Source organism: Oceanimonas sp. CAM02 (assembly GCF_032842915.1).
Classification (GTDB): domain Bacteria; phylum Pseudomonadota; class Gammaproteobacteria; order Enterobacterales; family Aeromonadaceae; genus Oceanimonas; species Oceanimonas smirnovii.
Map to the genome: position 1 here is coordinate 169,992 of NZ_JAWJBK010000021.1, position 24,711 is coordinate 194,702.

At 58.4% G+C, this 24,711-nt stretch carries 26 protein-coding genes and 2 tRNA genes; 11 read left to right on the plus strand and 17 right to left on the minus strand.

Annotated features, from left to right (window positions below; translation table 11 throughout):
• Positions 1 to 2: 2 nt before the first annotated feature.
• The 8 genes from R0I78_RS06725 to R0I78_RS06760 all read right to left on the minus strand — a co-directional run bounded on the left by R0I78_RS06725 (position 3) and on the right by R0I78_RS06760 (position 8,456).
• Complete coding sequence (locus tag R0I78_RS06725; RefSeq protein ID WP_317074775.1) at positions 3 to 1,028, minus strand: YhcG family protein; 1,026 nt, start codon at positions 1,026 to 1,028, stop codon at positions 3 to 5.
• Positions 1,025 to 1,753, minus strand: a complete 729-nt coding sequence (gene lpxH / locus R0I78_RS06730) for a UDP-2,3-diacylglucosamine diphosphatase (protein ID WP_317074776.1) — start codon at positions 1,751 to 1,753, stop codon at positions 1,025 to 1,027. The genes R0I78_RS06725 and lpxH overlap by 4 nt, the downstream gene beginning before the upstream one ends.
• 67 nt (positions 1,754 to 1,820) lie before the next feature.
• Positions 1,821 to 2,318: a peptidylprolyl isomerase gene (locus R0I78_RS06735; protein WP_019934143.1), complete on the minus strand. Its 498-nt coding sequence runs from the start codon at positions 2,316 to 2,318 to the stop codon at positions 1,821 to 1,823.
• A 121-nt stretch (positions 2,319 to 2,439) separates the two neighbouring features.
• Positions 2,440 to 2,802 (minus strand): diacylglycerol kinase, encoded by a 363-nt coding sequence (locus R0I78_RS06740; protein WP_317074777.1) that lies wholly within the window; start codon positions 2,800 to 2,802, stop codon positions 2,440 to 2,442.
• A complete protein-coding gene (locus tag R0I78_RS06745; protein ID WP_317074778.1) occupies positions 2,789 to 4,771 on the minus strand; it encodes an LTA synthase family protein in 1,983 nt (660 codons plus the stop codon). The genes R0I78_RS06740 and R0I78_RS06745 overlap by 14 nt, the downstream gene beginning before the upstream one ends.
• A gap of 78 nt (positions 4,772 to 4,849) precedes the next feature.
• Entirely contained in the window at positions 4,850 to 6,481 is a 1,632-nt protein-coding gene (locus tag R0I78_RS06750; RefSeq protein WP_317074779.1) for a phosphoethanolamine--lipid A transferase, read from the minus strand.
• A 60-nt stretch (positions 6,482 to 6,541) separates the two neighbouring features.
• Positions 6,542 to 7,786: a HAMP domain-containing sensor histidine kinase gene (locus R0I78_RS06755; protein WP_317074780.1), complete on the minus strand. Its 1,245-nt coding sequence runs from the start codon at positions 7,784 to 7,786 to the stop codon at positions 6,542 to 6,544.
• Positions 7,770 to 8,456, minus strand: a complete 687-nt coding sequence (locus R0I78_RS06760; protein ID WP_317074781.1) for a response regulator transcription factor — start codon at positions 8,454 to 8,456, stop codon at positions 7,770 to 7,772. Before R0I78_RS06760 ends, R0I78_RS06755 begins: the two co-directional genes overlap by 17 nt.
• A gap of 148 nt (positions 8,457 to 8,604) precedes the next feature.
• On the opposite strand from R0I78_RS06760, the gene cysS reads away from it, so the two are divergent.
• The 3 genes from cysS to R0I78_RS06775 all read left to right on the plus strand — a co-directional run bounded on the left by cysS (position 8,605) and on the right by R0I78_RS06775 (position 10,977).
• Positions 8,605 to 9,987: a cysteine--tRNA ligase gene (gene cysS / locus R0I78_RS06765; RefSeq protein ID WP_317074782.1), complete on the plus strand. Its 1,383-nt coding sequence runs from the start codon at positions 8,605 to 8,607 to the stop codon at positions 9,985 to 9,987.
• A 78-nt stretch (positions 9,988 to 10,065) separates the two neighbouring features.
• Positions 10,066 to 10,350: a hypothetical protein gene (locus tag R0I78_RS06770; protein WP_317074783.1), complete on the plus strand. Its 285-nt coding sequence runs from the start codon at positions 10,066 to 10,068 to the stop codon at positions 10,348 to 10,350.
• A 228-nt stretch (positions 10,351 to 10,578) separates the two neighbouring features.
• Positions 10,579 to 10,977: a hypothetical protein gene (locus R0I78_RS06775; RefSeq protein ID WP_019934146.1), complete on the plus strand. Its 399-nt coding sequence runs from the start codon at positions 10,579 to 10,581 to the stop codon at positions 10,975 to 10,977.
• 59 nt (positions 10,978 to 11,036) lie between these two features.
• Here R0I78_RS06775 and R0I78_RS06780 read toward each other — a convergent pair whose 3' ends face one another.
• Both R0I78_RS06780 and folD read right to left on the minus strand, forming a co-directional pair.
• Positions 11,037 to 11,864: an ion transporter gene (locus R0I78_RS06780; protein WP_317074784.1), complete on the minus strand. Its 828-nt coding sequence runs from the start codon at positions 11,862 to 11,864 to the stop codon at positions 11,037 to 11,039.
• Positions 11,865 to 11,879: 15 nt separating this feature from the next.
• On the minus strand, positions 11,880 to 12,737 hold the full coding sequence (folD, locus tag R0I78_RS06785; protein ID WP_317074785.1) for a bifunctional methylenetetrahydrofolate dehydrogenase/methenyltetrahydrofolate cyclohydrolase FolD: 858 nt from the start codon (positions 12,735 to 12,737) through the stop codon (positions 11,880 to 11,882).
• 147 nt (positions 12,738 to 12,884) lie between these two features.
• Between folD and R0I78_RS06790 the strand changes: the two genes are divergently transcribed.
• Together R0I78_RS06790 and R0I78_RS06795 are read left to right on the plus strand one after the other, a co-directional pair.
• Positions 12,885 to 12,961: transfer RNA gene (locus R0I78_RS06790), tRNA-Arg, on the plus strand.
• A 7-nt stretch (positions 12,962 to 12,968) separates the two neighbouring features.
• Positions 12,969 to 13,044: transfer RNA gene (locus tag R0I78_RS06795), tRNA-His, on the plus strand.
• On the opposite strand, the gene R0I78_RS06800 is transcribed toward R0I78_RS06795, so the two are convergent.
• Genes R0I78_RS06800 through pspA form a run of 6 tightly spaced genes read right to left on the minus strand, consistent with a single transcriptional unit; the run spans position 13,037 to position 17,414 of the window.
• Positions 13,037 to 13,678 (minus strand): tellurite resistance TerB family protein, encoded by a 642-nt coding sequence (locus R0I78_RS06800; RefSeq protein ID WP_317074786.1) that lies wholly within the window; start codon positions 13,676 to 13,678, stop codon positions 13,037 to 13,039. The two genes, R0I78_RS06795 and R0I78_RS06800, sit on opposite strands and share 8 nt — an antisense overlap.
• A 53-nt stretch (positions 13,679 to 13,731) precedes the next feature.
• Positions 13,732 to 14,739 (minus strand): TIGR01620 family protein, encoded by a 1,008-nt coding sequence (locus R0I78_RS06805; protein WP_317074787.1) that lies wholly within the window; start codon positions 14,737 to 14,739, stop codon positions 13,732 to 13,734.
• Positions 14,736 to 16,139, minus strand: coding sequence for a YcjX family protein (locus tag R0I78_RS06810; RefSeq protein ID WP_317074788.1), 1,404 nt, complete (start codon positions 16,137 to 16,139; stop codon positions 14,736 to 14,738). The genes R0I78_RS06805 and R0I78_RS06810 overlap by 4 nt, the downstream gene beginning before the upstream one ends.
• Positions 16,136 to 16,531 (minus strand): envelope stress response membrane protein PspC, encoded by a 396-nt coding sequence (gene pspC, locus R0I78_RS06815; protein WP_317074789.1) that lies wholly within the window; start codon positions 16,529 to 16,531, stop codon positions 16,136 to 16,138. Before pspC ends, R0I78_RS06810 begins: the two co-directional genes overlap by 4 nt.
• On the minus strand, positions 16,516 to 16,749 hold the full coding sequence (pspB, locus tag R0I78_RS06820) for an envelope stress response membrane protein PspB (protein WP_019934152.1): 234 nt from the start codon (positions 16,747 to 16,749) through the stop codon (positions 16,516 to 16,518). The genes pspC and pspB overlap by 16 nt, the downstream gene beginning before the upstream one ends.
• Positions 16,749 to 17,414, minus strand: a complete 666-nt coding sequence (pspA, locus tag R0I78_RS06825; RefSeq protein WP_317074790.1) for a phage shock protein PspA — start codon at positions 17,412 to 17,414, stop codon at positions 16,749 to 16,751. The genes pspB and pspA overlap by 1 nt, the downstream gene beginning before the upstream one ends.
• A 276-nt stretch (positions 17,415 to 17,690) precedes the next feature.
• On the opposite strand from pspA, the gene pspF reads away from it, so the two are divergent.
• Genes pspF through R0I78_RS06855 form a run of 6 tightly spaced genes read left to right on the plus strand, consistent with a single transcriptional unit; the run spans position 17,691 to position 23,930 of the window.
• On the plus strand, positions 17,691 to 18,689 hold the full coding sequence (gene pspF, locus R0I78_RS06830) for a phage shock protein operon transcriptional activator (RefSeq protein ID WP_317074810.1): 999 nt from the start codon (positions 17,691 to 17,693) through the stop codon (positions 18,687 to 18,689).
• Between the two features lie 2 nt (positions 18,690 to 18,691).
• Positions 18,692 to 20,290, plus strand: coding sequence for an ABC transporter substrate-binding protein (locus tag R0I78_RS06835; RefSeq protein ID WP_317074791.1), 1,599 nt, complete (start codon positions 18,692 to 18,694; stop codon positions 20,288 to 20,290).
• A 2-nt stretch (positions 20,291 to 20,292) separates the two neighbouring features.
• A complete protein-coding gene (locus R0I78_RS06840) occupies positions 20,293 to 21,255 on the plus strand; it encodes an ABC transporter permease (RefSeq protein ID WP_317074792.1) in 963 nt (320 codons plus the stop codon).
• A complete protein-coding gene (gene sapC, locus R0I78_RS06845; RefSeq protein WP_019934157.1) occupies positions 21,239 to 22,132 on the plus strand; it encodes a putrescine export ABC transporter permease SapC in 894 nt (297 codons plus the stop codon). Before R0I78_RS06840 ends, sapC begins: the two co-directional genes overlap by 17 nt.
• Positions 22,132 to 23,133: an oligopeptide/dipeptide ABC transporter ATP-binding protein gene (locus tag R0I78_RS06850; RefSeq protein WP_317074793.1), complete on the plus strand. Its 1,002-nt coding sequence runs from the start codon at positions 22,132 to 22,134 to the stop codon at positions 23,131 to 23,133. Before sapC ends, R0I78_RS06850 begins: the two co-directional genes overlap by 1 nt.
• Entirely contained in the window at positions 23,130 to 23,930 is an 801-nt protein-coding gene (locus tag R0I78_RS06855) for an ATP-binding cassette domain-containing protein (RefSeq protein WP_317074794.1), read from the plus strand. The genes R0I78_RS06850 and R0I78_RS06855 overlap by 4 nt, the downstream gene beginning before the upstream one ends.
• On the opposite strand, the gene R0I78_RS06860 is transcribed toward R0I78_RS06855, so the two are convergent.
• Complete coding sequence (locus R0I78_RS06860; protein WP_019934160.1) at positions 23,927 to 24,703, minus strand: glucose 1-dehydrogenase; 777 nt, start codon at positions 24,701 to 24,703, stop codon at positions 23,927 to 23,929. The genes R0I78_RS06855 and R0I78_RS06860 overlap by 4 nt on opposite strands.
• Positions 24,704 to 24,711 lie beyond the last annotated feature (8 nt).

The window sequence follows — 24,711 nt, forward strand, 5'->3', positions numbered from 1 at the left end:
CCTTAGGAATCCTGAGCCAGTCGCAGCCTTGCTACTTCGGTAGCCTGATGTAGTTTCTGCTTTAGTACTTCAAGCGGTGGTAACACTGTGAGATATTCAGCCACATGAATGCCCGACTTATCCAGCTCCAATAGTTCAATTTGCTCCTGCTTCTTGCTGCTGCAAAGGATAATGCCAAGTGGTGGCAGCTCACCTTCTTCCTGCTCGTATTTCTGCAGCCAGCGAAGGTAAAGCTCCATTTGGCTTTTGTGGGCATGTTTGAACTTTTCTGTTTTCAAGTCGATGGCAACCAGCCGTTTCAATTTGCGGTTATAAAAAAGCAGGTCAATGTAAAAGTCATCTTCATCAATCTGAATACGCTTTTGCCTGGCAACAAAAGTGAAACCAGCCCCCATTTCCAGCAAAAAGTTTTCAATGTCTCTTAAAATCGCATCTTCAAGATCTTTTTCCAGATAGCGATCGTTCAGATCAAGAAAATCAAGTAAATAGGGGTCTTTCAATAACAAGCTTTCGTTGAGCTTACCTTGACCACGTAAGGTGCTCAGCTCAGCCCTGATAGTTTCATCTGGCTTCTTTGAAATGGCGGTACGCTCAAACAACATGGAGCCAATACGCTGATCCAAAGTGCGGGTTGACCAACCTTCGGTAATGGCCATTTGAGCGTAAAAGTCACGCTTCAAGGGATCATCTATATAAATCAATGCCTTAATATGGGTCCAGCTCAATTGTCTCCGCAGTGCAGAGACAATATCGGCATCCTTGATGCTGTCGGCAAACTTCATGCAATGACGAAGTTGTTGCTTGCTCCAGCCTCTGCCAAATTGTGTGGTCAACCGTTTGGCCAGCTGACTTATCACCTGCTTGCCATATTCGGCACGCTCGCCTTCCAGAACCTCTTGGTTAATACGCTTACCCACATGCCAATAGAGCAAGGTAAGTTCGCTATTCACGGCAACAGCGGCACGTTGCCTGGCCTGACTGATTAAGGCAATAATATCCTGCTCAAAAGGTTGGAACGGAACTGTCATTTGCTTTCCTCCAGCTCACGGCTCTGCAGCTCAACACGCTCGGGCGTTACCCGCAGCACGCTGCCCTGGGTATACCAGTCGCCCAGCACAATGCGCCGGGCCGGCCGGCCGTTCAGCTCAAGATTGTGAATGGCGGGCCTGTGGGTATGACCGTGGATCAGCCGCTGCACCCCGGCCTTGCGCATTTGCCGCTCCACCTCGCCCTGGTTCACATCCATAATGGTGATGCTTTTATCCTGCTTGGCCTCGGCACTTTTGCCGCGAATGCCGTCGGCAATGCCCAGTCGCTTTGTCAGCGGCAGGCGCAAAAACAGCCATTGCAGCCAGCGAAGCCGGGTAATGCGGCGGTAACGCTGATAGCCGGCGTCATCAATGCACAGGGTGTCGCCGTGCATAATCAGGGTGGCCGTGCCGTAGAGATCAATCACCTTGTGCTCGGGCAGCAGCGTCATGTTGGCCTCGGCGGCAAAGCGCCGGCCTATCATAAAGTCCCGGTTGCCGTGAATGTAATACACAGGAGCACGGCAGGCCCTGAACGCCGCCGCCACTTGCCGGTTCAGCTCGCTGGGTTCGTCGTCGCCCACCCAGAATTCAAACAGATCCCCCAGCACATAAAGGGCATCGGCCTTCGATGCTTCCGTTTCCATAAAGGCCAGAAAGGCCGCCGTAATATCAGGGCGGCCGGGGCTTAAGTGCAGGTCGGCAATAAACAGGGTATGGGGCATAAAAAAATCCGGATTCAGACACAACAATGCCCGCCGTAGCGGGCATTGCAACACACGCCGAGGTAACTTATTCGCTGACGGTCACGCCGGTGATCAGCACGTCATCTACCGGTACGTCCTGATGCATGTAACCGCGGGTGCCGGTGGCCACACCCTTGATCTTGTTCACCACGTCCATGCCTTCGCTCACTTCACCGAACACACAGTAGCCAAAGCCCTGAGTGGTGGCAGACTTGAAGTTCAGAAAATCGTTGTCGTTCACGTTAATAAAGAACTGAGCAGTGGCGGAGTGCGGCTCCATGGTGCGGGCCATGGCGATGGCGCCTACCTTGTTGGTCAGGCCGTTGTCGGCTTCGTTCTTGATGGCCGCGCGGGTTTCTTTTTCTTCAAAGCCCGGGCCGTAACCGCCGCCCTGGATCATGAAGCCGTCAATCACCCGGTGGAACAGGGTGTTGTCGTAGTGACCATCGCGGCAGTATTGCAGAAAGTTGGCAACGGTTTCCGGTGCCTTGTCGGCAAACAGCTGAAGAGTAATATCGCCGTAGGTAGTGTGCAGTGTAACCATGTTCATATGTCCGAGTGTGAAAGTTCAGATGCCGAGTTTAGCGCAAGCGACGGCGTTAGCGAACCCCCGCCTCGGCTGCAACACGCCCTATGGTGATAAAACTGACAGCCGGAGCGCTGCTCTACTGTCCCAGAAAAACTCCCAGCCACACCAGCGCCGCCAGTGCCAGGGTGACCAGCACCGCCGCAGATCCGATGTCCTTGGCGCGCCCGGCCAGTTCATGATGCTCATGGCCAATACGATCCACCACCGCTTCAATCGCCGAGTTGAGCAGCTCCACGATCAGTACCAGAAGCAGGCTGGCAATCAGCAGCAAGGTCGGAACCAGCCCCGGGTTCCAGATCAGCGCCACCGGCACCAGCACCAGTGCCAGCCAGCATTCTTGCCGAAAGGCGGCTTCACTCCGCCAGGCGCTGGCCAGCCCCTGACGGGAGTAACCAAAGGCGCGCATCACCCGTACGATGCCAGTATCACCGGGTTTCATCAGACGACTCCTCATTCAGGGCCACGTTCGCGCTCTCATCCGGCAGGCGATACAAGCCGTTTTGATAGGCCAGGCTGCCCCACAAGGCATAGGCCTTAGCCTGTTGGGCCAGTTCGGTGTCCAGCGGTGCCGGGGTCAACGCCTGTTGCCCGGAGTCGTATTGAAAGCCGAGGGCATCCTGCTCCGGTTGCAACACCACCATGTCCTCCCCCTTCAGCAAGGCGAAATTCTGATCGAACTGCATCAGGGCCCGGTTGGGCGAATAGCGGGTCAGATCCCGCCCCAGCATGGGGTTGTCGCTGTCGATACCGGCTAACGACAACAGCGTCGGCGGCAGATCAATCTGACTTACCAGACGGCCATCACGCCGGGGGGCTATGTCCTCGCCCAGCAGCAGGGCCGGCACACGAAAGTGCGGCACCGGCACCAGCTCGGGGCCATAAGTGCGCGAGTCGTGATCGGCCACCACCAGGAACAGGGTATCCTGCCAGTAATCCGATTGTTGTGCCTGCTCAAAGAAACGGCCCAGGGCGTAGTCGGCATACTTGGCGGCATTATTGCGGGTGGCCCTGGGCTGTTCATACAGCTCGATGCGATCATCGGGAAACTCAAAGGGATCGTGATTGCTGGAGCTGAACACCAGGCTGAAAAAGGGGTTGCCCTTATCATGCAATCGTTCAAATTCCTGATGCGCCCGGGCAAACAGATCCTCGTCACTCACCCCCCAGGAACCCTCAAAGGCCGGTGACTCGAAATCCCGCTGATCCACGATATGTTCAAAGCCGTTACCCAGAAAAAAGCTGGCCATATTGTCGAAATGACTTTCGCCGCCATAGATAAACTGGGTGTGATAACCCCGCTCCCGCAGCAGTTGCGCCAGAGTAAAAAAACCGGTCTGGCTCTTGTCGAGCTTGACCACGGCCCGGGCCGGCGTGGGGGTAAAACCGGTCACCACCGCTTCTATGCCCCGTACCGAGCGGGTACCGGTAGCATACAACTGCTCAAACAGCCAGCCCTGCCGGGCCAGTTTGTCAAACTCGGGCGTCAGCGGCAGCCCGCCGAGTGCGCCCACAAACTGAGCACCCAGACTTTCTTCCAGAATAATCACCAGGTTTTTCGGCTTACCCCGGTAGCTGGAGGTGTTGTGGGTCAGGCTCGGCAGCGCGGCCGACACATAATCCTGCTCCGGCCGCCCCTGAGCCTGATGCAGGGTAGCGAGCAACTCGCCCTGCTCCATACGGCCATAAAGAGAGGACGCGCTTTCTTCCTTGCCCAGTTGCCTGAGCGCAAAGCCCACCGAGTAGGCAGAGTTGAGCGCCAGCCCATTCACCAACGGATCGGTGGAAAAAGCCACCAGCGCCGGGTTCAGCCCCCTGTGCCCCAGGGTGGAGCGGCCGCCAAGCAGCCCCAGGGCCAGCACCAGCAGCGCCAGCACAGGCCGCCAGTACCAGGCGGGCATGGTCAGCTCACGGCACAGCCGGCCCGACCAGCGCCACAGCCCCCACAGCGCCGCCGGCATCAGCACGGCGGCCAGCAATACCGCCGGCAGGTGGCCTTGCCACAGCATGCCGAACACCTCTTTCGGGTAGATCAGGTATTCAATAAACAGCCGGTTGGGGCGCAGATCATAGGTATTGATAAAGGCCGGGGTGGCCAGCTCCAGCAGCACCAGTAGGCCGGTACCCATGGTCAGCCACAACCGCATCAGCCCCATCCAGGCGCGGCCCGGCCCCTGCCTGCCAGCCAGCAGCAGGGTCAGTACCGCCGGCACGCCAAACAGCCAGCACAGGGCAGATACATCCACCCGCAGTCCCTGCAGCAATACCGGCCCCCAGCCGCCGGCGTCGCTCACCCGCTCAGCCTGCCACAGCGCCAGCCCCAGCCGGCTGCCACTCAACAGCCCCAGGTTAAGCACCACAAAGCCGAAAAAGGGCCACAACGTGCCCAGCCGTTGTTTAAATTTGTTCATCGTTATCTTCCGCCCCTGATTCAGTCACTACAGCCTACTGGTCACAGGGTCGAAAAAAGGTCAAAAGCGGCTTTCACCTCAGCCTGCCCGGCACGGGGCCAGCATGTCCAGCCCGGGCCGGTACACTTGCGTGCTCACCCCCATCAACCCCAGTACGGAGTCAAACAGGTTGTCGTGAGAAAACTGACCGGCGCTGGCCTCTTGCTGCAGGCAGCGGTGATCCAGCCTGTTTTCCCGTTCAAGTTCACCGGACAGCCACATCAGCAGCGGCACCCGGGTTTGCTGCTCGGGGGCCAGTGCATAGGGCATGCCATGCAGGTAGAGGCCATTTTCACCCAGAGACTCACCGTGATCGGAGAGATAAATCAGGCCGGTGTTCCACTCACTCTGACGCTGTTTCAGCTCTTGCAGTACCCGGCTGATAATGTAGTCGGTGTAATACAGGGTGTTGTCGTAGGTATTAACCAGCTCCCGGGCACTGCAGTTCTGAATGTCACTGCGCTGACAATCGGGCGTAAAGTGAGCAAATTCCGCCGGATAACGCTGGTAATAGGTGGGGCCATGACTGCCCACCAGATGCAGCACCAGCACCCTGTCCTGACTGCCGGGCCGGTCCAGCACCTGGCGCAGAGGATCCAGCATCACGCCATCCTGACAATAATCGCCGTCACACAGGGGGCCGCCGTCTTCCGGATGAAACGCCTGGCTGGCTACCCGGTCGCATACTCCCTTGCAGCCGCCGTCGTTGTCCAGCCAGGTAATATCGAGTCCGGCATGGCTGAGCACATCCAGCAGGTTGTCCTGGCGCTCACTGCGCTCGGCATCGTATTCCGATCTGGACTGGCGCGAGAACATGCAGGGCACCGATACCGCGGTGGCGGTGCCGCAGGAGCTGACCGACTGAAACGACACCACACCCTGACCCCGAGTAAAAGCATTGGTATCCCGGGGGTAGCCGTTCAGCTCAAAATTCATGCCCCTGGCGGTTTCGCCCACCATCAGCACCAGCAGGTTGGGTTTGTGATTATGGTGCGGCCGGCTGACACTGGCATCTTCACCGAGCGTGCGCCAGGGCAGCGCTTCTTTCAGGTAGGTCTGATGAATATAACCACTGGCGCTGGACAGATAATAAGTGGGAATAATCAGCTGCTTCAGGTAGTTGTGATTGCGCCCCACAGAAGCGTAATCCTGATAGTAACCTGCGGCAATCACGCCGATGGCGGCCAGCGAGCCCAGTACCGACACGCCTTTCCACAACACATCCTTAAGCCAACCGCCATGTTCAATGCGCACCCTGGCCACCAGCAGCGCCGGCAGCACCCCGGTCAGCACAAACCACAGTACGGAGGCACCGTTCAGATAGGATTTGGCTTCGCCCTGATGGGTCTGCATGATAGTGGCCATCATGTTGCGGTCAAATACCACACCATATTCAAACATGGCGTAACTGACCGCAGAAGACAGCAACAACAACGCAATAAAAATACCCTTTTCCAGGTATTTCACCGCCACCAGAGTGAACAACACATTCAGGCAGGCCACAAAAAACACCGGAATGGACAGCACAAAGCCGGCGCTCACCCCATCCAGCCCTTCCAGTATTCCCATCAGCCGGGTGGTCAGCGGCAGATTGAGCACCAAAAAGAAATAGAGCGCCAGCAACAGCACCAGCCGGCGGGACGAGATGCCCGGACGAAACGCAACACCCATTAATAAATCTCGGCAGATAAACAGACTCTCAAGGGTAAGGGTGAGCGAGTGAAAAAAAGGTCAAAAGCCGATACGTACCCGGGTACCCGCCGGCTGGTTGGCCGTCAGACTCAAGCGCCAGCCCTGTTGCTCGCAAATCCGCGCCACAATGGCCAGACCCAGGCCAAAGCCGCTGCCCCCACTCACCCCCCGCTCCCGCACTCGCGCCAGCACCTCGGAAGCGATGCCCTCGCCGCTGTCGCGCACTTCCAGCCAGTCCGGCCCCAGGCACAGCTCAATGTGACCCTCAGCGGTATGATTCAGGGCATTGCGCAACAGGTTATTGATAACGGCACCGGTTAAGGTGGCCGGCACCATGGGTCCGTCATCCGTTCCGGTAATGAGGGTCAGGCTCAGTCCCCTTGCGTCTGCCTGCGGCTGCCAGCAGGCCATGCAACGGGCCGCCAGCTGGGCCAGTGGCTCGGGGGTGTCGTACGCGGCGGCAGCCTCGGGGGCGCGGGACAACTGCAAAAACAGCTCCACCTGCTGCTGCATATCATTCAGTGCCGCTTCCATGCGATTGAGCTGGCGGACTTCGGCTGCCGTGCCGCTGCCGGTTTCCCGCAGCATGTCGAGGGCACCGCGGATCACCATCATGGGGGTGCGCAGCTCATGGCTGGCATTAGCGGAAAACTGCTGCTCCCGTTGCAACAGCTGATAGAGCTGCCGGGCATAATCTTCAAAGGTACGCGCCAGCAGGCCGGTTTCATCGTCCGGATAATCTCCCTGCAGACGGGTGCCGGGCTGATGGCGCAACCTTTCCACCTCAATTGCCAGCCGGGATACCGGCTGCAAAATCTGCCGGCTGAGCCGGCGCGACAGCCAGAATCCCAGACTCCACAACATCAGCACGGCAAGCGTGGCCCCGCCGAACACCCGCAGTTCATAGCGCTCAAACTCGCTCTGATCCTGCACCAGCACATGCACCCAGCCCGGCTGGTAATGCACAAAGAGGTTATAGGCACCGTCCGCCAGCAATACCTCGTGGCCGCCTTCCGGATAGCCCCGGAAAGGTTCCGGCAACAGGGTCTGCTGGCTCACGGGCAACTTGTAATAGGTGGTGTCGGTCATCGGCTGCACCAGCGGCTGCTGCTGGCTGGCATGAACCCGCACCTGATCGAGCAAATCACTGTGCAAGTGATTGTAAAACAGGCTGCGCTCAAACCAGAATACCAGCAGTACCATGGCCACCGCCGCCACCAGACTCAGGCTGACAATCAGCAGGTTCAGCACCCACTGCAGCCGGGCATTAATGGTCAGCAGCATGGTCTTCGGCCGCCAGCCGGTAACCCCGGCCGTGTACGGTATGCAGCAGAGGCCGGTCAAAGGGTTTGTCGATGGCGCTGCGCAGCAGGTAAATATGAGATTTGAGGCCATCGCTGTCGGGGGGCTCATCTGCCCACAAAGCACTGGCTAGGGTCGCCCGGCTGACCACACCAGGAGAGTGTTTCATCAGCACTTCCAGCAAGGTGAGGCATTTGGGATTAAGACTGATGTCCCGCTCCTGCCGGCTGACCCTGAGTGTGTCCAGATCCAGGGTGAGATCGGCCACCTTCAGCCGGCGCACCAACTGTTGCCGGCTGCGCTTCAGTATCGCCTGAATCCGCGACCACAGCTCCGGCAGGGCAAAGGGCTTGACCAGATAATCATCGGCACCCACTTCAAAGCCGGCCAGTTTGTCGTCCAGGGTGTCCCGGGCGGTGAGCATCAATACCGGCAGCGGGTTCAGCCCGGCCCGCAGCCGCCGGCACAGCTCCACTCCGTCCAGCCCCGGCAGACCGAGATCGAGCACCAGCAGATCGTATTCTTCCCGGGCCAGCAGCGCCTCGGCGGCCGCGCCATTATGCAGGGCGTCTACCACACAACCCTTGAGACTCAGGTAATCAACAATGTTCACCAGAATATCCGGATTGTCTTCCACCACCAGTATGCGCATCTCTTCTCCTGAGCTTCCCGTCTGTTACGGACCTGCCATTAAAACACCCTCTTTGCGCCGAATGTAGCCCACACTTGCACCCGCTGGCCATAAACGGTTCAATACGGCAGACTTTATTGACCATTCACCACCACCAAGACACTGAAACATGCTGAAAATATATAACTCGCTTACCCGTCAAAAAGAAGAATTCAAACCCCTGGTGCCCGGCAAGGTCGGCATGTATGTGTGTGGTGTCACCATTTACGATCTCTGTCATATCGGCCATGGCCGTACCTTTGTGGCCTTTGATGTGGTCACCCGCTACCTGCGCCACGCCGGTTACAACCTGACCTTTGTGCGTAACATCACCGATATTGACGACAAAATCATCAAACGCGCCGCCGAAAACGGCGAAGACTGGCAGGCCCTCACCGAGCGCCTGACCGGCGAAATGTACAAAGACTTTGACGCCCTCAATATTGCCCGGCCCGATATCGAGCCCAAGGCCACCGGCCATATTCCTGAAATCATTGAAATGGTGGAAACCCTGATCAAAGACGGTCATGCCTATGTGGCCGACAACGGCGATGTGCTGTTTGAAGTGAACAGCTTTGCCGACTACGGCCAGCTCTCGGGCCAGAACCTGGAGCAGCTGCAGGCGGGTGCCCGGGTGGAAGTGGAGCAGACCAAGCGTAACCCGCTCGATTTTGTGCTGTGGAAGCAGTCCAAGCCCGGTGAGCCCAGCTGGGAGTCACCCTGGGGTCCGGGTCGTCCGGGCTGGCACATTGAGTGCTCGGCCATGAACGGCAAGCATCTGGGCAAACACTTCGACATTCACGGCGGCGGCTCGGATCTGCAGTTCCCCCACCACGAGAACGAAATCGCCCAGAGCTGCTGCGCCAATCACAGCCCCTACGTCAACACCTGGATGCACTCAGGCATGGTGATGGTGGATCAGGAGAAAATGTCCAAGTCGCTGGGCAACTTCTTTACCATTCGTGATGTGCTGGAGCATTACGACGGCGAAACCATTCGTTACTTTTTGCTGTCGGGCCACTACCGCAGCCAGCTCAACTACTCGGACGAAAACCTGAAGCAGGCGCGCACCGCCCTGGAACGGCTCTATACCGCACTCAGGGATCTGCCCGAAGCGCCTGCTGCCGGTGGTGAAGAGTTTGTTACCCGCTTTAATGCCGCCATGAACGACGACTTCAACACCCCCGAAGCCTACTCGGTACTGTTTGATCTGGCCCGGGAAATCAACCGCCAGAAAGGCAAGGACGACGCAGTAGCCGCCGGCCTGGGGGGCCGCCTGCGCGAACTGGCCGGTGTGCTGGGCCTGCTTGCTCAGGAGCCCGAGGCCTTTTTGCGCCGCGGTGACAGCGGGGCCGACGACGAGGTGGCGGAGATTGAGCGCCTGATCCAGGCCCGGCTGGATGCTCGCCAGAGCAAGGATTGGGCCGCCGCCGATGCCGCCCGGGACCAGCTCACCGCCATGGGCATAGTGCTGGAAGACGGCCCGGAAGGCACCCGCTGGCGCAGAAAATAACCATTAACGGTTGAAATTAATTATAAAGGCACCCATGTGGTGCCTTTATAGGTTTAATAAATACAACTGGAGTCTGCGATGAAAAAATTAACCTTGTGTGTATTTGGTGTGTTTTTGGGCCTGCTGTCCGGTTGTGATACGCAGGGCCCCGGACCTGCTGCCGATGTGGGCGATCATATTGATGAAGTGGTAGAAAATGGCTTTCATTCCGAGGCAGCTCCTGTCCTGCCTGCAGAAGCCCAACCCGAGCCTGAGGTTATTGAGCAGCAGAAAAAACATCATCAGCAAGTAGTGGAGCAGGCATCTCAAGAGGCAGAGAATAAGCTCAACGCCATTCTCGACGCCACTGCCGAACCAAAATAACTCACTTAAAGACAGACTTCGTCATATGATGAACGGGCGTAGTTAATTTCATTGCGTCAGTCTATTTCGCTTTTTCCTGTTAACTTTTGATTTAAAAAGAGTTTTAATGGAAAGCGGCAGCATTAATGGAATTGCATGGCTATTGCTGTTGTCGGTCATGAGCTATTACTGTTTATGTCAACACCAAGCGGATGTTCCGCACCTTGCAAAAAGAACAGGGAGAAAAATATGAACAAGTCACTGCTGAATGTTTTACTGTTTACCTCCGTTGCCACCTTTGGCCTTGCCGCCTGTGATAACCAGGGCCCCGCCGAGCAAGCCGGCGAAAAAGTGGATAATGCCGTAGAGCAGGTTCAGGAGCAGGCCGAGCAAACCGCTGACGACGCTCAGGAAGCCCTGGGTATGGAAGAACAAGGCACACTGGAAGAGCTGGGTGAGTCTGCGGATGAAACCCTGGACAACGCCGCTGCTGCCGCTGAAGAACAGGCCGACGCTGCCGGTGACGCCCTGAGCAACGCCGCTGACGCCGCTGAAGAGCAGGCCGATGCCGCCGCCGATGCCATGGCTGAAGCCGCCGACGAAGCCGAGCGCAAAGTAAATGAACTGATGGAAGACAGCGAGCAGTAAGCACAACGCTGCATCGAAAACCAAAAGGGAGCCCATGGCTCCCTTTTTTATATTCACTTTCATGCTTCACTGACACTCTGCGGCTCCAGCTCGGCCCCGCAATGATTGCAGAACTTCGCATCCCGCTCATGGCCGCTGCGATCGCACTGCGGGCAGTGCCGGCGTGAGTACTCCTTGCGCATTTCCCGGCCAAGCTCGGCGGTAATAATACCGGTAGGCACGGCGATAATGGCGTAGCCCATCAGCATGGTCACGGCAGCGATGCCGCGGCCCAGCCAGGTTTGCGGCGTAATGTCGCCAAAGCCGACCGTGGTAATGGTGACAATAGCCCAGTAGATGCTGGTGGGAATGCTGGTAAAGCCATTCTCCGGCCCTTCCACCACATAAAGCAGCGAGCCGAACAGAGTCACCAGAATAAACAGAGTGCTGAAAAATACCAGTATCTTGCGCCGGCTCTGATTCAGCGAACGCAGCAGCAAATTGGCTTCATCCACATAACGCAGCAACTTGAGCACGCGAAATACTCTGAGAACCCTGAGCAGACGCACCATCAGCAAAAAGCTGGCACCGGGCATTAAAATGGCAAGATAGGTAGGCAACACCGCCAACAGGTCGATAATGCCGTAGAAGCTGCGCAAATATCCCAGCCGGCTCTGGGCGCAATAAACCCTCAGCACAAATTCCAGCGTAAACAGCAGGGTAAAAGCCCATTCCAGCCAATAAAGCACAGGGCCATATTGCGCCCGTATGCTGCCGATGGAATCCAGCAACAGCACCACCATAGACAGCAATATGGCCAGGATCAGAGCGAGATCAAAGCGTCGCCCGGCGGGAGTTTCAGTGCCAAAAATAACGGTATAAAGAACATCCTTGTTCAACCATTTCATTCAGGCACTCCTGCATTAATTGTCGTGATAGCGCTCGCAGGCGATGAGAGTATTTTCAATCAGTGACGCTACCGTCATCGGGCCCACACCACCGGGCACAGGAGTGATGTAGCCGGCGCGCTCGGCCGCCACGGCATATTCCACATCGCCCACCAAGCGGCCGTCTTCCAGCCGGTTAATACCCACATCAATCACAACGGCACCGGGCTTGATCCAGTCGCCGGGAATGAAGTTGGGCTTGCCTACGGCCACCACCAGCAGATCGGCCCGGGAAACCTGAGCCTGCAGATCGTCGGTAAAACGATGACAGGTAGTGGTAGTGCAGCCCGCCAGCAGCAGCTCCAGGGTCATGGGGCGGCCTACTATATTGGAGGCCCCCACCACCACAGCGTTCAGGCCGTGGGTTTTAATGTGGCTGCGCTCAATCAGGGTCATGATGCCTTTGGGCGTGCAGGGGCGCAGGGCCGGAATGCGCTGGGCCAGACGGCCTACGTTGTAGGGGTGAAAGCCGTCCACGTCTTTGTGGGGATGAATCCGCTCCACCACCAGCGTAGAATCAATGTGTGCCGGCAACGGCAGTTGTACCAGAATACCGTCTATGGCCGAGTCTTCATTCAGCTCGTCAATCAGCTCAAGCAATTGCTGCTCTGTGGTTTCGCTGGGCAAGTCGTACGACTTGGAGATAAAGCCCACTTCTTCACAGGCACGGCGTTTGCTGCCCACATATACCTGAGAGGCAGGGTTGGCTCCCACCAATATTACTGCCAGGCCCGGGGCCCGTTTTCCGGCGCTTTTACGGGCAGCCACGCGCTCGGCCACCTGATTGCGCACCGCCTGTGCAATCGCTTTTCCATCGATTATTTGAGCTGACATCTGCGTTATTTCTCACCTTTATAAACCTGCGGCAATTGTCGCATTTTTTCAGGGGTTTGATAAGCAACCCCCAGTGCGATAAAGCCGTTGACCATGGGGTCTCAAGCCGGTATTATGCCGCCCCGTTGCCTGCCATGCAGACAACATGCGCCCTTAGCTCAGCTGGATAGAGCATCCGCCTTCTAAGCGGATGGTCGCAGGTTCGAGTCCTGCAGGGCGCGCCATTTTGTGGTGACCGTAGCTCAGTTGGTAGAGTCCCGGATTGTGATTCCGGTTGTCGCGGGTTCGAGCCCCGTCGGTCACCCCAGTTCCTGTTTTGCCTGCTGCTCCAGATGTGCCACCAAATCACCCGGTAACTGCAACCTGTGCGCCAGCGCTTCCAGCCATACCCGCTCCGATGCTTCATCGGGATCCATCACCAGCCGTGATGCCAGATACAGCTCTGCCGCCTGCTCAGGCCCTTTTGCCGAAGCGACAATGTCATGAATACTGATCTCTGCCGAGAGCATATCGAACACCAGTGCCTTTTCATCGGCGGCCAGCCCCAGTTGCTCTACCTGCTCAAAAATCCGTTGCTGCTCGGTGGCATCCACATGACCATCCGCCTTGGCTGCCCCTATCATGGCGCGCATCAGCGACAACTGGAACGGCTCATCGCCGGCAGCCGGGGCCGTGGGTGAAAAGCGCGGATCCACTCGCTGAAAATCCTCCCGCTGCACCGGTGCCGCCTGCTCGGGCTGTTTGCCCTGCTGCCAGCTCTGGTAGGCTTTCCATGCCATCACGCCCGCTGCCGCCAGACCGGCATATTTAATGCCACTGCCGGCCATTTTACGGCCCTTTTTACTGCCCAGCACGGCCCCGAGAATGCCACCGGTGGCTGCCCCTTTGCCAAAGCCGGACGAGCCGCCCAGAAACTTTTTCATCAGTTTTTCTGCATCCATTACGCTTCTCCTGTTTTTTGCTGACATGTTGGGACGTGACTAATCCCCAGTCCCTATTCCCCGTGTTTATCACTGCGACTCAGCAATTTAGCCACCTTATCCACCAGCGCCCGGCGTATGCCGCCCAGCTGTTTTTTCTCGTCCCCCTGCCAGGGCACGGGGCGGCACAGGTCCATGGTTTGCAGGCCAAGGCGGGCGGTCAGCAAGCCGGCCCCCACGCCCTGCCCGGCCCGGGCCGACAGCCGGCCGGCCAGCTCCAGCCCCAGCAAGTCCATGCCGGCGTCCATGGCTGCTTCCGATACGCCTACATAGAGCATATGATGCAGCACGCTTTTCAGCAGCCGCAGCCGGCTCAGTGCGCCCAGACGAATGCCGTAGCACTGAGTAATGTCTTCAATCATTTTCAGGTTGCGCCACAGCACCAGTAACATGTCTACCGCTGCCAGGGGGCTGGCCGCCACCATCACCGCCGCCTCACCGGACCACTTCAGTACCCTGGCTCTGGCCTGCCGGTCCTGTGTGGCCAGCACCTGCCGGCTGTAAAGGCTCAGCACTTCGCTGTTCTGCTCGTCACCGGTCAGCCCTGCCTGCCATTTGGCAAAGGCATCGCTGTGCTCCAGGCAGCTGGCCCGGGCCAGCTGCTCACAGAAACCCCTGGCCTGACCATGGCCGTCTGTGCTTAACAACTGCTCGGCCTGCAACCGTTGTTGTGATACCCGCTCCAGCTGGCGCACCCGCACCAGCTCGCGCCACAGACTGCCACCGGCGGCCAGCGCCAGCAGCAAGAGTGCCACACTCCAAGCTGCTCCCAGCCACTGGCTTTCCTGCCAGGTCTGCCACAAGGAAATGCCCGAATGCACCAGCAACAGAGTGATGATCAGACTGACCGCGGTCCACCACAGCCGGTGCCGGCGTTTGGGTTGCAGCACCACGGCCGGGCCCTCGAGTGGCGCATCGGCTTCCAGAAAATCGTCATCGTTAAGTGTCTGGCTGCCCCGCAGCGGCTCGCTTTGGTTGGTATTCAGGGGCTGGTCAAGGATCACTTTGCTCTTCAGGCTCACGCGAGTTTGTCTCCCAGTAAAAAGGCCAGCGCCCGATCCAGGCGCAAATGAGGAAGCGGTTGCTCCGGCTGCCAGGGCGGCGGCGCAAAACCGGTGAAGTCAAAGCCCTGGTGTTGCCAAAAGGCTGCGTCGGGCACAGTGTCTGGCACCTCGCCCGGATACAGGGTAACCGGCTCGCCGTTATCCAGCCGGTGGCCCCGCAGGGCGGGAATGGCCTCACCGTTATGGCTTACTTCTCCGCTGGTGGTGGCCTTGATCGAGGCCAGCGCCAGGGTTTCTATATCGATGCCGGACAAGCGGGCATGACGGTGGCCGCCGCGCACCAGTGTGGCCAGCAACCGGGTTAAACGGCCATGCTGATCCGGCGTGAGATGATCCGCCTTGGTGGCGGCAAACAGCAGCTTGTCGATGCGCGGCGCAAACAGCCGCCGCCACCAGCCGGTTTTGCCGTAATCAAAGCTCTGCACAATGGCGTTTATCGCCCGGCTCAGATCGGCAAAGCTGTCGGGGCCGTGGTTCAGGGCACTCAGGCAGTCCACCAGCACTATCTGGCGATCAAAGCCGGCAAAATGATCCCGGTAAAAGCCGGCCACCAGATGTTTTTTATAATGCTCAAAACGGGTTTCCATCATGCCGTAATGGTGCTGCTCGTTCAGCCCCGCCGGCACCTCACCCCACACCCAGGGCACAAACTGCAGCATGGGCGCACCCTGATATTCACCGGGCAGAATAAAGCGGCCGGGCTGCACCAGATAGGCTCCGCATTCGCGCTTGATGTCGTGCAGCCACTGAGTGTACGCCGCCGCCAGCGGGCCCAGCACGGCATCATCGGCGGGGCTGTCGGGGGCAATGGCTTCGCCGGCACTCAGCCAGCCTTGTGCCAGCCCGGCCAGCGCCGGCGTTTGTAATAACTCGCGCTGCTGAGCGCTCCATTGAGCGTAGTTCATGGACAGCAAGGGCAAATCAAGCAGCCATTCACCGGGGTAATCCACCAGCTCAAGATACAGGGTAGCGGTATCCTGCAGCCGGCGTTTAATCCGGTTTTTGGGGCAATAACGAATGGCCAGGGTCATTTCACTGATGCCGCGGGTGGGCTCGGGCCACACCGGCGGCGTTTGCGCCAGCTGGCCAAGCGCTGCCTCATAACCAAAGGCCGGCACATGATGATGCCGGCCCGGCACCCGCTGGCTGCCCAGCACCCGGCCCTCTGCCGCCGGCGGCCAGTGCGGCAGACGGGCGTCCAGCCCGGCGTGCTCAAGCTGATTTACCAGGCTGGTAATAAAAGCGGTTTTACCACTGCGGCTGAGCCCGGTCACGGCAAGCCGCAGGCGCTTGTCCAGCCCCCGCTGCACCCAGGACTCCGCCTTGTTGCGCCACTGGCGCAGGGCTGTATTGCTCATTTATCCTCGCGCAAGTCGTTAAATTGTCGTCGCAGACGAAACTCACCGGAAGTAATTAACCGCTCCATGGTGGCCACCCGGCCATTCAGCCGCTCCAGCCGCTGCTCCAGCCGGGTCAGCGCCTCCTGGGGGGCCAGCCCCGAGCGCCAGCCGGCGGATTTGACATGCTCTCTGCCGGTATCGGGCTGCTGCTCATGAGGCATATCATCCAGCAGCAGCCAGGCGGCAATATAAAGTACCAGTGTCATAAAGCTGGTAAACAGCAAACCGGTAATGGCCAGCACGCGAATCAGCCAGGGTTCCACTTCCAGCCGGCGGGCAATGCCGGCGCACACGCCTCCCAGCTTGCCGTTGCGTTTGTCGCGGTACAGATTAATTAACGTCGACGCCATTCGGGCACCTCCTGATCCAGCAACCGTTCCAGGGTTTCCACCCGCTCGGCCAGTTGCTCGGATTGTTGCAGCGCCTTGTCGAGGCGCTGACGGGCATTGTCGTCCAGCCCTTCATCGAGCCGGCGCTTGCTGCGATAGTGCAGCACCAGCCACACCGGCACCACCAGAAACAAAAAGATATTTAACGGGGCCACCAGGGCCCAGGCCAGTTCGCTCATCACTGCTCCTTGGTGTTATTCATTTTCGCCTTGAGCCGTTCCAGCTCCTTGCTGATGGTGTCGTCCACTTCCAGCTCGGCAAACTCCTGCTCCAACCCCTTGCTCTGACTATAAAGGTCGGCGCGGGCTTCCAGCTCGTCAATTTTGCGCTCCATGCGATTAAATTTGTCGATGGCTTCCGAGTTTTCGCTGCGACGCACCCGCTCTTGCACATTAATACGGCTTTGCGCGCTTTGCTGGCGCAGCTGCATGGCCTGCTGACGCGCCCGGGCATCACCCAGTTTGGCTTCCAGCCGGCTGATGGCATCGGTCAGTTTCGCCATGCTCTCTTCCACCATGGTGCACTCCTGCTCCAGGGCGGTGAGCAGCTCACTCTGCTTTTTCTTCTCGAGCAATGCGGCCCGGGCCAGATCTTCCCGCTGCTTGGTCAGCGCCAGCTCGGCCTTGCCCTGCCACTCCTCCACCCGCTCGCGGTGGCGCTCAATCTGGCGCTGCAAATCCTTTTTCTCGGCCAGCATGCGGGCCAGGCTGGAGCGCTCGCGCACCAGCTCGTCTTCCATTTCCTGAATGATCAGCCGCACCATTTTTTCCGGATCTTCTGCCTTGTCGAGCAGCGAGTTGAGGTTGGCGTTAATAATGTCGGCCATTCTTGAAAAAATGCTCATTGCCTGTCTCCTGTGGAGTATTGATAACAGACTTTACCTATCAAGTTCCGTGCCAGCCATCAAAACGAGAGTAACATCCTGTTTTTAAACATAAATTATTTTCCACACAAATGTGAAGCCTGGCAGAAAGTGGTTAAAAAGGCTATTATTTGGCAAATTTCGCCGCGGGTATATTAAGTGGCCTCTGCAGATCCGGCTTTTGTCTTGCCCCAATAAATTGGGGCCTACAGTGGGCCGTCATTCCGGCCTTCGCCGGAATGACGGCATAAAGGCAGTATAAATATGGATACCGAACTGATTGGTCAGTCCAACGCCCTGCTGGGGGTACTGGATGAAGTGTCCCGGCTGGCACCGTTAAACCGGCCGGTACTGGTGGTGGGCGAGCGCGGCACCGGCAAGGAGCTGGTGGCGCACCGGCTACACTATTTGTCTTCACGCTGGCAGCAGCCCTTTGTGTCCATCAACTGCGCCACCCTGGCAGAAAGCCTGCTGGAAACCGAGCTGTTCGGCCATGAGGCCGGTGCCTTTACCGGCGCACAAAAGCGCCATGCGGGCCGCTTTGAGCGGGCCGACGGCGGCACCCTGTTTCTGGACGAGCTGGCCACCACCAGTCCTCGCGTGCAGGAAAAGCTGCTGAGAGTGATTGAATACGGCGAATTTGAGCGGGTGGGCGGCAGCCAGCCGGTGCGGGTCAATGTGCGCCTGCTGTGCGCCACCAATCAGGACTTGCCCGCCCTGGTCAAAAAAGGCGAATTTCGGGCCGATCTGCTTGATAGACTGGCCTTTGATGTGATTACATTGCCGCCCCTGCGGGCCCGTGATGGGGATCTGCTGCATCTGGCCGAGCACTTTGCGGTAACATGGTGCGCCGAGCTGGGCCACAGCCTGTTTGCCGGTTTTGGTCCCCTTGCCCGCCGGCAGCTGCTGGAGCACGACTGGCCGGGCAATGTGCGCGAGCTGAAAAGCGCGGTAGAGCGCAGCCTGTGTCGCCAGCGCCAGCCTGAACAGCCGCTGGAGCAATTATGCCTGGACCCCTTTGCCTCGCCCTGGCAGCCAAAGGCTGAGCCGGAACCGGATCCCGCTTCGACGCGCCGGTGGCCGCTGGATCTGAAAGCGCACCTGGCCGCCGAAGAGCGCAGCCTGGTAGAAGAAGCGCTGAAACAGGCCCGTTATCATCAGCGCGAAGCCGCCAGTCTGCTGGGGCTGAGTTATCATCAGTTGCGTGGCCTGCTGCGCAAACATGCCGTGGTCACAACGGCCTCACAAAAGGACTGAACATGCGTTACTGGCTATGCTGGCTGATTGCCCTGCTGCTGGCAGGATGTGATGACAGTGACCAACAACTGGTAAAGGAAAGCCTGCTTTACTGTGCAGAAGGTGCGCCTTTTACCTTTAACCCGCAACTGGCCGCGTCCACTCAGACTCTGGATGCCACCGCTCATCAGCTTTACGACCGCCTGCTTGATATCAACCCCGACAACCTGCAACCCATGCCGGCCCTGGCCACTCACTGGGAACGAAGCGAAGACGGCCTGCGCTATCGCTTTACCCTGCGCCCGGGGGTTCAGTTTCACACCACGCGCTGGTTCACCCCCACGCGGCCACTGAATGCCGACGATGTGGTGTTCAGCTATCAGCGGCTGATCAATAACAATCATCCTTTTCACAGCCTCAGCGGCGGCCATTACCCGTTTTTCGACAGCATAGGCCTGAGTGAACTGGTCACCGACGTGCGGGCCCTTGGCCCGCGGCAAGTTGAGTTTGTGCTGAGCCGGCCCAATGCCTCTTTTATTACCAGTCTGGCTACCGACTATGGCGTAATTTTGTCGGCAGAATATGCCGCTCAGCTGCTTGAAGCCGGCACGCCCGAGCTGATAGATCAGAAGCCCGTGGGCACAGGGCCTTTTTATCTGGCCCAGTACCGCATCGACGACTTTATTCGTTATTACCGCCATTCAGGCTACTGGCGGGGCAATGTGGCGCTGAATCAGCTGGTGTTTGATATCACACCCAAATCGTCCAAACGGCTGGCCAAGCTGCTTACCGGCGAGTGCGATGTGATGGCGCATCCGGGGGCCAGTCAGATATCAGTGATTAAGCAGCACAAAGAGCTGGTGCTGGATCAGGCCACCGGTATGAATGTGTCTGTGCTGGCGCTGAACACCCAAAAAGCCCCCTTTAATGATGTGCGGGTGCGTAAGGCGCTGGCCCTGGCGCTGTCGCGCGATGATATTTTGCAGGCGGTATATTTTGGTATCGGCTCTCAGGCCGAGTCGGTGCTGCCACCGGTATCCTGGGGTTATGATCCCAATATTTTAATGCCTCTGCCCGATGCAGAGCGCGCCCGCTGGCTGCTGGAACAGGCAGGCCTGCAAAACGGCTTTACCATGACGCTGCTGGTGCCGGCCGGCAGTCGCAGCTATAACCCCGACGGCCTGAAAACCGGCCAGCTTATTCAGCGCCGGCTGGGGGAGCTGGACATTACCGTGCGGCTGCAAAACCTGGAAGAGCAAATTTTGCGCCGGGAGCTGCAGACCGGTGAGCAGGATGCGGTGCTCACCGGCTGGTCGGCGGATAACCCGGATCCCGACAATATGCTGCATAACCTGCTCAGCTGTCAGGCCATTGCCGGTGGCACCAATGCCAGCCGCTGGTGTAACCCGCTGTTTGAACATCAGTTGTCGGCCGCGCTTACTGCCCCCACCTTAAGCCAGCGCATCGGCTTTTATCACAACGCTCAGGAAATTGTGTATCAGGATATGCCGCTTATTCCCCTTAATCACACCCTCAAGCTGCAGGCTCACCGGCACAATGTAAAAGGCCTGCAACTGCAGCCCTATGGCGGCGTGGTGCTTTACCGGGCATACAAGGAGTAGCCATGCTGATTTACTTGCTGCGACGTTTAAACCTGCTGATAAGCACACTGGTGTTGCTGACGCTGATTGCCTACGGGCTGGAGTTCCGGCTGCTGCAGCAGGGCGACAACGATTTCTGGCACGGCTACTGGCGTTTTTTACAGGCACTGATGGCAGGTGATTTCGGCATTTCCAGTGCCACCGGCCTGCCGGTGCTGGGGGCCCTGGGGCAGTATTTTCCCGCCACCCTGGAGCTGTGTCTGGCCGCCTTTATTATCTCGCTGGCAGTGGGCGTCCCCTTGGGCACACTGGCGGCCATTCGTCAGGGCCGCTGGCAGGATACCCTGATCATGACCGGCACTTTGGTGGGCTATTCGGTACCGGTGTTCTGGCTGGGGCTGCTGCTGGTCATGCTGTTTTCCCTGCATCTGGGCTGGTTGCCGGTATCGGGTCAGCTCAGCCTGCTGTATGAAATTCGCCCGGTCACCGGCATCATGACCATAGACACACTGCTTACCGAGCATCCTCACCGCTGGGAGTCGTTTCTCAATGCCCTGCGCCACCTGGTGCTGCCGGCACTGGTGCTGTCCATCGTGCCCACCACCGAAGTGATTCGCCAGATTCGCAGCGCCCTGCTGGAAGTGCTGAAGCAAAACTATATTCGTGCCGCCCTGACCAAGGGCTTCAGTGATACTCATGTGGTGCTGCGCCACGGCCTGCGCAATGCCTTTCCCATGGCCATTCCCACCCTGGGGCTGCAGTTCGGTACTGTGCTGACCTCGGCCATGATGACCGAAATTGTATTTGACTGGCCCGGACTGGGACGCTGGCTGGTTACCAGTATTTCCCTGCAGGACTATGCCGCCATCAAGGGCGGCACCCTGGCCATTGCTACCTTTACCATAGTGGCCAGTGTGGGCATGGATATTCTCTCAACCCTGATCTACCCCAGCAGAAGGAAAGCCATTTATGCCAGCCAGGGCTAACATCTATCCCGAGCTGCAGGTGCGCTCCCCCCGGGAGCGGGCCTGGCAGCTGTTTCGCCAGAACACTCTGGCCATGATCGGCCTGTGGGGGTTGGGTATTTTATGCGTCTTTACTCTTATCGGCCCCTGGCTGGCACCTTATGCCCCTTACGAGCAGTTCAGTCAGGCACTGCTGCTGCCACCGTCCTGGTCTGACCATGGCAATGTAGACTTTTTTCTCGGCACCGACGATCTGGGCCGGGACATGCTGTCACGGCTGATCAATGGTGCCCGGCTGACCTTTGGCAATGCGGTATTGATTGTTGCCGTGGCCATGCTGTTCGGTACTGCCATCGGTATTCTCGGCGGCATGAGCCGGGGCCTGAAGGCCAGCATTCTCAATCATCTGCTCGATACCCTTTTGTCCATTCCGTCTTTGCTGCTGGCCATTATTTTTGTGGCCATTCTGGGGCCGGGTCTGTTCAACACGCTTATCGCCATTACCCTGGCCCTGATCCCGCAATATATTCGCGCCACCTACAATGCGGTGTCGGAAGAAATGCAAAAGGAATATATCACCGCCATTCGTCTCGACGGAGCCAACGCCTGGCGCATTCTGCGCTTTGGCATAGTGCCTAACCTAAGCGATACCCTGATAAGCCAGACCACCCGGGCGCTGTCGGCGGCCATTCTGGATATTACCGCCGTGGGCTTTCTTGGGCTGGGTGCCCAGCCGCCCCGGCCGGAGTGGGGGGCCATGTTGTCGGATGCCATGGATCTGGTGTTTCTGGCCCCCTGGACCGTGACATTGCCGGGACTGGCCATTCTGTTCAGTGTGCTGGTGGTGAACATGGTGGGAGAAGGCCTGCGCCAGGCCATTAATGAGGTAATGGACTGATGCCGCTGCTGGATATTCGCAATCTTACCATTGAAATTGATACGCCTCAGGGCATGGTCAAGGCGGTAGATAAATTCAGCCTTACCCTGGCCCATGGCGAAATTCGTGGTCTGGTGGGCGAGTCGGGCTCAGGCAAGAGCCTGGTGGCCCAGACCATCGCCGGTATCGACAGAGACACCTGGCGGGTGACCGCCGATCGCATGTATCTGGATAACGTGGATCTGCAGAGTCTGTCGTCCAAAGAGCGCCGCTTGCTGATGGGCCGGGACATGGCCATGATTTTTCAGGAGCCGGCCGCCAGCCTGGATCCGTCCGAGAAAATTGGTGCCCAGCTGGTGGAAGCCATTCCGTCCCGCAGTTTTCGCGGAAAATGGTGGCAGCGCTGGCACTGGCGGCGCAATCAGGCCATTGGCCTGCTGCACCGGGTGGGCATTCGGGATCATAAGATGATTATGAACGCCTATCCGTTTCAGCTCTCCGACGGCGAATGCCAGAAAGTGATGATTGCCATGGCCATTGCCAACGAGCCCAAACTGCTGGTGGCCGACGAGCCCACCAACGCCATGGAGGCCACCAATCAGGCACAGATATTCCGGCTGCTGGAACGAGTGAACAAACTCTCGGGCACCACCATTTTGCTGATTGGCAACGACATCACCAGCTTTGCTCAGCTCACTCACAATATTACCGTCATGTATTGCGGTCAGGCGGTAGAGTCGGGCCCGCGGGATCAATTATTGTCCCGGCCTCATCATCCTTATACCGATGCCCTGCTGCGCATGATGCCGGATCTGGATGGCACCCTGCCCCACAAGTCCCGGCTCAATACTCTGCCCGGCGTGATTCCGCCGCTGCAGAGCCTGCCCATTGGCTGCCGGCTGGGGCCCCGCTGCCCCCGGGCCCAGCGCCACTGCGTGGTGGCCCCGCCCCTGTCGCGCTACAAGGGCCAGAGCTACTATTGCCACTTTCCTCTTAATATGCCGGAGGGCAAGAAGAAATGAGCCAGGCACCGCTGCTGAAGGTAGATAACCTGAGCAAGGTTTATGTGAACCATACCGGACTGTTTCGCAAAACGGTGAAAACCGCTTTTTATCCGCTGTCGTTCACCCTGGAGCGGGGCCAGACCCTGGCACTGATGGGGGACGCCGGCTCGGGCAAAAGCAGCCTGGCCAAGGTGCTGGCGGGAGTACTGCCGCCCACCCAGGGCAGCATTTTTATCAACGGCGAAAAAATAGAAGCCAACGACTATAAAAAGCGCTGTCAGCTTATTCGTATGATTTTTCAGGATCCCAACACGGCGCTTAACCCCCGCAGCCGCATTGGTCAGATCCTGGAAGCCCCGCTGTTACTGAACACAGCGCTTGATGCCGAGCAACGGGAAGCGCTGATCATAGACACACTGCGCATGGTGGGCCTGCTGGCAGAGCACACTCACTTTTATCCGCAAATGTTTTCTACCGGACAAAAACAGCGGGTGGCCCTGGCACGGGCGCTGATCCTCTCCCCCAATATTATTGTGGCGGACGAGGCCATCTCCAACCTGGATATTTCGGTACGCTCGCAGATCATCAACCTGCTGCTGAGCCTGCAGGACGAGCTGGCGCTGTCTTATGTGCTGGTGGCCAACGATCTGGGGGTGGTACGCCATATCAGTGATCAGGTGATCCTGATGCACGAAGGCAATGTGGTGGAAGCGGGCCCCAGCCACAAGGTGCTGAACAACCCGCAAAGCGAGCAGGCAGAGCGCCTGCTGCAGAGTTATAACAACGAATACCGCTGGCAGCCAGCCACCGGTTAATCCAGGGTCTGCACCCCGCCGCCGTTTACAAACAAAGTCTGGCCGCTCACCCAGCGAGAAATGGGTGCCGCAAAGTAGAGCACGGCACCGGCAATGTCTTCCGCTTCGCCCAGCCGCTTGAGCGGCGTGTGTGCCAGCATGCTGGCCTCAATTTCCGGGGTCAGCACCGAGGCCAGTGCATCGGTACGCACAGCTCCCGGGCCCACGGCGTTCACGCGAATGCCCGCTGGTCCGTAGTCAAAGGCCAGGTTGGCGGTCATATGGTTAATGGCAGCCTTGGACGAGGCATAGGCACTGATGGCCGGACTTTTGTTGATGGAGCTCATGGACGACATATTAATGATGGAGCCGTAGCCGGCGTTTTCCATGTGCGGCGCACACAGCTGGGCCAGCCGCCAGTTGCTGAACACATTCAGCTCAAAAGTGCGGGCAAACTGCTCCACCGTAAGGGTGGCAGGGCTTTCACGGCCGGCACCGCCGCCGCCCACATTGTTCACCAGAATATTAATTTGGCCGTATTCCGCCAGCGTCTTATCCACCAGGGCGACCAGCTCTTCGTCTTTGGTGACGTTGCAGGCCAGCGCCAGCGCCTTACCACCTTCCTTGCGAATTTCTTCTGCAGTGGCTTCAGCCGCTTCCAGCTTGAGATCCGCCACCACCACGCTGGCACCAAACGCCGCCAGCATTTTGCTGCAGCCCTTACCAATGCCGTTGGCACCGCCGGTAATAATGGCCACTTTGCCGCTCAGATCAAATAATTCAGCAGGTTTCATATGTGCTC